Annotated in this window: 10 protein-coding genes; 4 read left to right on the top strand and 6 right to left on the bottom strand. The window is 61.2% G+C overall.

Translation table 11 applies throughout. From position 1 onward, the window contains the following. Window positions 1–124: 124 nt before the first annotated feature. Window positions 125–778: a 2-hydroxychromene-2-carboxylate isomerase gene (locus V7080_RS22855; RefSeq protein ID WP_334190684.1), complete on the top strand. Its 654-nt coding sequence runs from the start codon at window positions 125–127 to the stop codon at window positions 776–778. Between the two features lie 79 nt (window positions 779–857). Continuing rightward, window positions 858–1,766, top strand: coding sequence for an MBL fold metallo-hydrolase (locus V7080_RS22850; protein WP_334190683.1), 909 nt, complete (start codon window positions 858–860; stop codon window positions 1,764–1,766). Window positions 1,767–1,773: 7 nt separating this feature from the next. On the opposite strand, the gene V7080_RS22845 is transcribed toward V7080_RS22850, so the two are convergent. The 5 genes from V7080_RS22845 to V7080_RS22825 all read right to left on the bottom strand — a co-directional run bounded on the left by V7080_RS22845 (window position 1,774) and on the right by V7080_RS22825 (window position 3,810). Further along, window positions 1,774–2,199, bottom strand: a complete 426-nt coding sequence (locus V7080_RS22845; RefSeq protein WP_334190682.1) for a hypothetical protein — start codon at window positions 2,197–2,199, stop codon at window positions 1,774–1,776. Window positions 2,200–2,256: 57 nt separating this feature from the next. Continuing rightward, on the bottom strand, window positions 2,257–2,676 hold the full coding sequence (locus V7080_RS22840; protein WP_334190681.1) for a cupin domain-containing protein: 420 nt from the start codon (window positions 2,674–2,676) through the stop codon (window positions 2,257–2,259). 133 nt (window positions 2,677–2,809) lie between these two features. Further along, entirely contained in the window at window positions 2,810–2,995 is a 186-nt protein-coding gene (locus V7080_RS22835) for a YybH family protein (protein ID WP_334190680.1), read from the bottom strand. Between the two features lie 64 nt (window positions 2,996–3,059). Continuing rightward, window positions 3,060–3,578 (bottom strand): Clp protease N-terminal domain-containing protein, encoded by a 519-nt coding sequence (locus V7080_RS22830; RefSeq protein ID WP_334190679.1) that lies wholly within the window; start codon window positions 3,576–3,578, stop codon window positions 3,060–3,062. 13 nt (window positions 3,579–3,591) lie between these two features. Beyond that, window positions 3,592–3,810: a helix-turn-helix domain-containing protein gene (locus tag V7080_RS22825; RefSeq protein WP_334190678.1), complete on the bottom strand. Its 219-nt coding sequence runs from the start codon at window positions 3,808–3,810 to the stop codon at window positions 3,592–3,594. A gap of 236 nt (window positions 3,811–4,046) precedes the next feature. On the opposite strand from V7080_RS22825, the gene V7080_RS22820 reads away from it, so the two are divergent. Both V7080_RS22820 and V7080_RS22815 read left to right on the top strand, forming a co-directional pair. Continuing rightward, window positions 4,047–4,193: a lmo0937 family membrane protein gene (locus tag V7080_RS22820; protein ID WP_334190677.1), complete on the top strand. Its 147-nt coding sequence runs from the start codon at window positions 4,047–4,049 to the stop codon at window positions 4,191–4,193. A gap of 45 nt (window positions 4,194–4,238) precedes the next feature. Continuing rightward, window positions 4,239–4,445, top strand: coding sequence for a DUF3185 family protein (locus V7080_RS22815; RefSeq protein ID WP_334190676.1), 207 nt, complete (start codon window positions 4,239–4,241; stop codon window positions 4,443–4,445). Between the two features lie 109 nt (window positions 4,446–4,554). Here V7080_RS22815 and V7080_RS22810 read toward each other — a convergent pair. Continuing rightward, window positions 4,555–5,997 (bottom strand): 4-hydroxyphenylacetate 3-hydroxylase family protein (locus V7080_RS22810; protein ID WP_334190675.1); only part of this gene is annotated, 1,443 nt, incomplete at its 5' end.

Genomic DNA, 5,997 nt, shown 5'->3' with positions numbered 1-5,997 from the left:
AACCAGACGCGTTGCTAACTATCAATCAACGCTGAACGGTTCCCTCCTCCTTCCAGGGGGAGGGAGCAGGTGGTCGCAATGGATAAAGTTAGGCGGAAACATTGCTTTCAGTTTTCAAAACAAAATGACAATCAGGCCAACCATGAAAACACTCCACTGGTACTTCGACTTCATCTCCCCCTTCTCCTACCTGCAAGGCGAACTCCTCCCCACGCTCGCCCCGGATATCGACATCCACTACAAACCCATCCTCTTCGCCGGCCTGCTCAACCACTGGGGCAACGTCGGCCCCGCGGAAATCGGCCCCAAGCAACGCTGGACCTATGAACACTGCGCGTGGCTCGCACACCGCCACAACATCCCGATGACCATGCCCGCCCACCATCCGTTCAACCCGCTGCCGCTGCTGCGCCTGTGCATCGCGCTGGGCCCGTCGCAGCATGTCGTGCAACGCCTGTTCCGCTACGTCTGGCACGACGGCCACCTGCCGACCGAAGAGCAGCACTGGTCGGCGCTGCTGGAAGAACTCGAGGTCACCGGCGACATGCTTGATACGCCGGAGGTCAAGCAGCAACTGCGCGCCAACGGTGACGCCGCCATCGCCGCCAACGTGTTCGGCGTGCCGACCGCCGTGGTTGACGGCCGCTGCTTCTGGGGACTGGATGCCACCGACATGCTGCGCGCCTGGCTGGCAGGCGATGCGTTCTTCCAGTCGCCGTTGCTGCAACAGGCGCAGAACATGCAGCCGGGCCTGCAACGCAACAGGAGCGGCGCATGAACACGCGGATCGCCGCCATCACCAACGCGTTCGCACACCCATGCACACGCCGCATCACCGTTCCACCCCGAAAGACACCATGACACTACCCGCCACCATGCGCGTGTTCGAACGCGGCTGGCTCTCTTCCAACAACATCCTCTTCATCGGCCGCGACGACACCGCGCTGGTCGACAGCGGCTACGCCACGCACGCGCCGCAAACCGTCGCGCTGGTGCGGCACGCGCTGCAGGGCAGGCCTCTCGACCGCCTGATCAATACCCACATGCATTCCGACCACTGCGGCGGCAACGCGGCGCTGCAGCGCGAATACCGCTGCCGCACCACCATCCCCGCCTCCGAAGCCGATGCGGTGCGCACCTGGAACCAGGACGTGCTCACCTTCGAACTCACCGGCCAGCAATGCGAGCGCTTCACCTACACCGATACGCTCGCGCCGGGCGACGCGATCACGCTCGGCGACATGGAATGGCAAGTTCTCGGCGCACCCGGCCACGACCCGCATTCGCTGGTGTTCTACTGTCCCGCCGAACGCATCCTCATCTCCGCAGATGCGCTATGGGAAAACGGCTTCGGCGTCATCTTCCCGGAACTGGAAGGCGCATCCGGCTTCGCCGAAACCCGCGCCACGCTGGAGCTGATCGCCTCGCTCAACGTGGATATCGTGATCCCCGGCCACGGCGCGCCGTTCACCGATTTTGACGCGGCACTGAAGAGGGCATTTTCACGGCTCGACTATTTCGTCGCCGACCCGGCGCGCAATGCGCAGAACGCAGTCAAGGTCCTGCTCAAATTCCTGCTGCTGGAGCGGCAATCCATCCCGCTCGCCGACGTGCCGCGATTGATGGCGGACATGCACCTGTCGGCGGAAGCGAACCGGCGTTACCTGCATCAGCCGGCGGAGGATCTCGCCGAGTGGGCGGTGTCGCAACTCGTTCGCGCCTGCGCGGCGAAAGTGGTGGATGATCGATTGGTGAATGTCGGCTGACCAGGTGCTATCTGCTTATTGCAAGCTGGACCTCGACCGCAACGCCCGGCGCCAATCCCGCGATCCGCGGCATCAGCAATTCAACGACCGAATCCGGTTGATGGTGCGCGGGTTTTGTTTCCGGATGCGGGTAATACCATAGCCCGGCATGCTCGCATCCGTTCACCCGCAACCGTGCGGGCGAAATCACGAACCGCTCCTCGATCTCCTCAAACCACCGGATGACACCATCGAACAGTGGTTCATGCGGCACCGGCTTGCACGGCGCGAGGTCGACATTCAGGGTGCCGGGAAAGTAGGGAGAGAAATCGATGCCGTGCTGCAGGAAGAAAGGCTGCTGCAACGAAATCGTGCCACCGGGGTAACGGCGGTCATCGCCGCTGCCGCTGGCGACGCCGTGGCCGGGGATCAGGGTTCCGGGTATCCAGAGCATGGTGTGGTCGATGGCGTGGTGATACGCACGACGCGTGCGGTAAAGCAGTATGAAACATCATTGACCGACGGCCGGACCGGGCGGATTCCTCGCAAACCACTGCACGATCATGCCCATGTTCTGCTCAAAGCCACCGGGCGTGGAAATGTTCAGTACACCGGCCCGTGCGCCGGTCCGGTTCTGGAAATCATGTGTCGCGCCGCCCGGTGCCAGTACAAACGATCCCTTGGGGCAATCCACCCACGCGCCGTCGATGAAAAAACTCATCGTGCCTTCAAGCACATAAAACACATCATCCTCCTCGTGCGAGTGCGCGCCGGGGCCTTGGGTATTCGGTTCCAGCCACCACTCGGAGATGGAATACTTGCTTGCGGTTTCGGCATCATCGGCTTTGAACAACGCCGACATGCCACCCATCCGGTAAGGCCGGCCTTCACCGGGACGAAGAACGATAGGACGGCGGGGTGTCTCTTCCATGGCGCTTCCTGTTACCGTGAAATGGCTGATGTGGCGTGATCCGCGAAACGGCAGATTACCATGGCACCGCGCCGGGTCAAGCAGACGGGGCTGCGCCGGCAGGCAACTTGGGTGCGGACAGAATCATCACCGATCAGGTCGTTTTGTATGTGAAAGAAGCCATATCCCCGCAACCCGAGCGGATCGCAGCCTTGCCCTCGACCGGCGACTCGGCCATCTGGTGATTCACCGCATGCTCGCTGCAGAAGGATGTGAGCCCGTCGGCATCCGCCTTGTTGAATGCATCGACCCATTGCATGACAAGCTCTTTCGGTTTCATTGTTTCGTTTCCGCTGTGTTCATGACCGTGCATGTGCGGCTTGCATGATCGATGCAATGCATGCTCAGTTCATGGCGAACACGTCGATCTCCGCAGCGGCCGCGTCGGCAAGCGCCGCAGGTTGAATGCCCATGGCACGAAAGGCGCGCAGGGCGACACCATGCCGGGCGGCGGTGACAGCCAGCAGCACATGCGCGCCAAGCAGCGGTTCGCCCGCATCGGCTTTCTGCCGGTTTGCCAGCTGTTGCATCAACGCCTGCGCGGAAGGCTGCGCCTTGTAGATTCCGGCGCCTGCAGGGATTGCGGCCCCGCCGTCAGCATGATCTTCCGGGATCTCGATGCCGACATGCCGCAGCGCATCGTCATATTGCCGTGCGATTGCCGCGCGATAGTCATCCGGGTCCGTCTGCATGCGCTCGAATGCCTTGCGCGCCGTGCCGTCCGGCAGTTCCAATGCCGCGAGAACGAAGTGTTCGGCGCCCGGTTCTTTCTGGCCATCCGCGTTCGCATGCTTTTCGGCACTTGCGCAGAGGGTCTTGATGGTATGCATGTCCTGAAAACGCTGCTTGATCTTGGCGAACATGAAAACTCCCGGGTTAAGAATGCGGTTTCGAAAACGTGCCTGCAAGGCGTTTATGCGCTGCCTGCTTGGATACGCCCAGCGCTTCGGCGATCTCGGACCACGACCAGCCCTGTTCCAGCGCGGCCCCCACTGCCTTGTGTTCCAGCTTGTCCGCCATCAGGCGCAATGCCACGACGGCTGCCAAAGCTTCGGCAGGGTCATCGGGGGAAGGAAGCGATTTGGGGTTGATCATGCGTCAATGATAGTTGACGAAGAACGTAGTCGTCAACCATGGTTGACGATGTTGGCTTTGTGCTTAGCCGCGGCCGCATGAGGTCTGCTACAAGGAGTTAATTTACTCTGACCCCTTATTCACCTTATTCATTTGTGTACGGCAGCGCACGGAATCATTTGTCGCTGGCGGCAATAATCGGTCAGTGGGAAGAAGTCCGGTCCTTTTGAATGCCAACGTTATAAGAGGTAAATATCATGCTTTATACAATCGCCGTCGTTCTACTCGTCATGTGGCTGCTCGGCCTGGTGACTTCCTACACCATCGGCGGCTTTATCCACGTGCTGCTGGTGATTGCCGTGGTGATGGTGCTGCTGCGGGTGATCAGCGGGCGTCGTCTTTGATCGGCCCGGTCATGCGGCATTTTTTCCAATCATCAAAAGGCATATATGATTAAAGCGCTTTCGCTGGCACTGCTGGCCGCGGGAATCATGGTGACGATTTTCGGCGCCAATGAAATGAATTCCTTTTCCTCCGATGTGTCCCGGGTGCTCACCGGGGCGCCTACCGACCATTCGGTCTGGATGATCGTCGGTGGCGTCATGCTTGTCGTATTCGGCCTTGCCGGCCTGCTGCAGGTCACGCGCAAACATTAACCGGCGTCTTACGGCTATTACCGTTGCGGTGCTTGCCGCTCTTGTCTTGCGGCAGCAGCAACAACGAAGACAAAGCTCACAAACCGATCATTCAGCAGTCAGGCATCCCTCAAGCCACATTCTTCAACCGCTTCACTCCCGCCTCCGGCAAATCCACCATCACCGGCTGCCCCGGCACCGTGCACCCTGTCGCACAGCATTTCCCCGGCTGCTTGTTCGCCGTGATCGGCCGGCGCGGATCATCGACCAGCCCACGCTCCATCAACCGCTCCACCAGTTCCACCTTGTTCCCGATCGGGTAGTTGCGATAGATCTCCTGTTTCATTGCCGCCGGTGAGCCGCCGCCGTGCAGGCTGATGACCGAGTACCACCCGCCCTGGTAGGACGCGGTCAGGTCTTCGATGAAGCGGGCGGTCTGTATCCGCTGCTCGTACGGCACATTGGGATTGGCGCGCAGCACGTCGGCAAGGTTGGCCGCCGTTTCCGGGTTGTGGTCTTCGTCCGGGCCGGGGAGGGTGACGATCAGGCCGCCGGAGACATAGTGGGCGATGCGATGCATGTCATAGATTTGCGTTGCCAGCAGCAGCTTGCCGATGTTGGAAAACACCGCGTCCGGCACGAAGGTGTTCGACGCCTCGTCGACTTTCGCATACACCGACGCCGCGACGCCGCAGGCATAGAAGCCTTCGGTGATCTTGATGAGGTCCACCATCTGCTCGCGCAGATGGGTTTCCTTGCCGGGGTCAAAGCCGTTCGCTTCGCACATCAGTGCGCCGGCGCCGATGAGCAGGTCGCCGAAGCCGGCGCGCGCCCCGATGCAGCTGTGGCGGTGATGCGTCGCGTAGTTGTAGGTCATGTAGGACGAGTGTTCCCATTCGCCGGCATAGAAAACCCGTTCCCATGGCACGAACACGCGGTCGAACACCAGCACGCCGGTGGACTGGCCGAACTTGTTGGAAAACAGCGCCGATTTCTCGCCCGGCCGTCCGGCTGGGCGGGCGATGATGGTAAGGCCCGGCACATCGCACCGCACCGCGCAGCAGACGGCGAAGTCGGCATCGGCTTCGCTCATGTTGCGACAGGGCATGACGAGGAATTCATGCATGTAGGGCGCGCCAGTGACGATGGCCTTGGTGCCGGAGAGGACGATGCCCTTTGCGTTGCGCTCGACGATGTGCACATACGAATCGGGATTGGCCTGCTCGTGCGGACGGCGGCTGCGGTCACCCTTCGCATCGGTCATCGCGATGCCGACCGAGAGATCGCGGTCCTGGAAGTCGTGCAGGTAGGTCAGGAAATGCTCCCCGTAGCGGGTGCCCTTGTCGGCATCGATGCGGTGGGTGGCCTGGTAGATCGCGTTGAAGGCGTCGTGCGCGAGATAGCGTTGCGCGCAGCCGGTTTCCTGGCATAGCAGCCGCACCGCTTCCAGCTTGTTCAGCAGGTCGCCTGTGCTGGTGTCGATGTGCAGCATGCGGTTCACCTGCTTGCCGGAGGTGTGCTGGGTCGCCAGCATCAGCGGTGCGAAATCTTCCTTCAATGCGTAGTCGTAGGT

The organism is Noviherbaspirillum sp. (assembly GCF_036846085.1).
In the GTDB taxonomy this organism is placed as follows: domain Bacteria; phylum Pseudomonadota; class Gammaproteobacteria; order Burkholderiales; family Burkholderiaceae_D; genus Noviherbaspirillum.
Note: the sequence above shows the minus strand (reverse complement) of the source record. Positions and strands in the feature narration are given on the sequence as shown.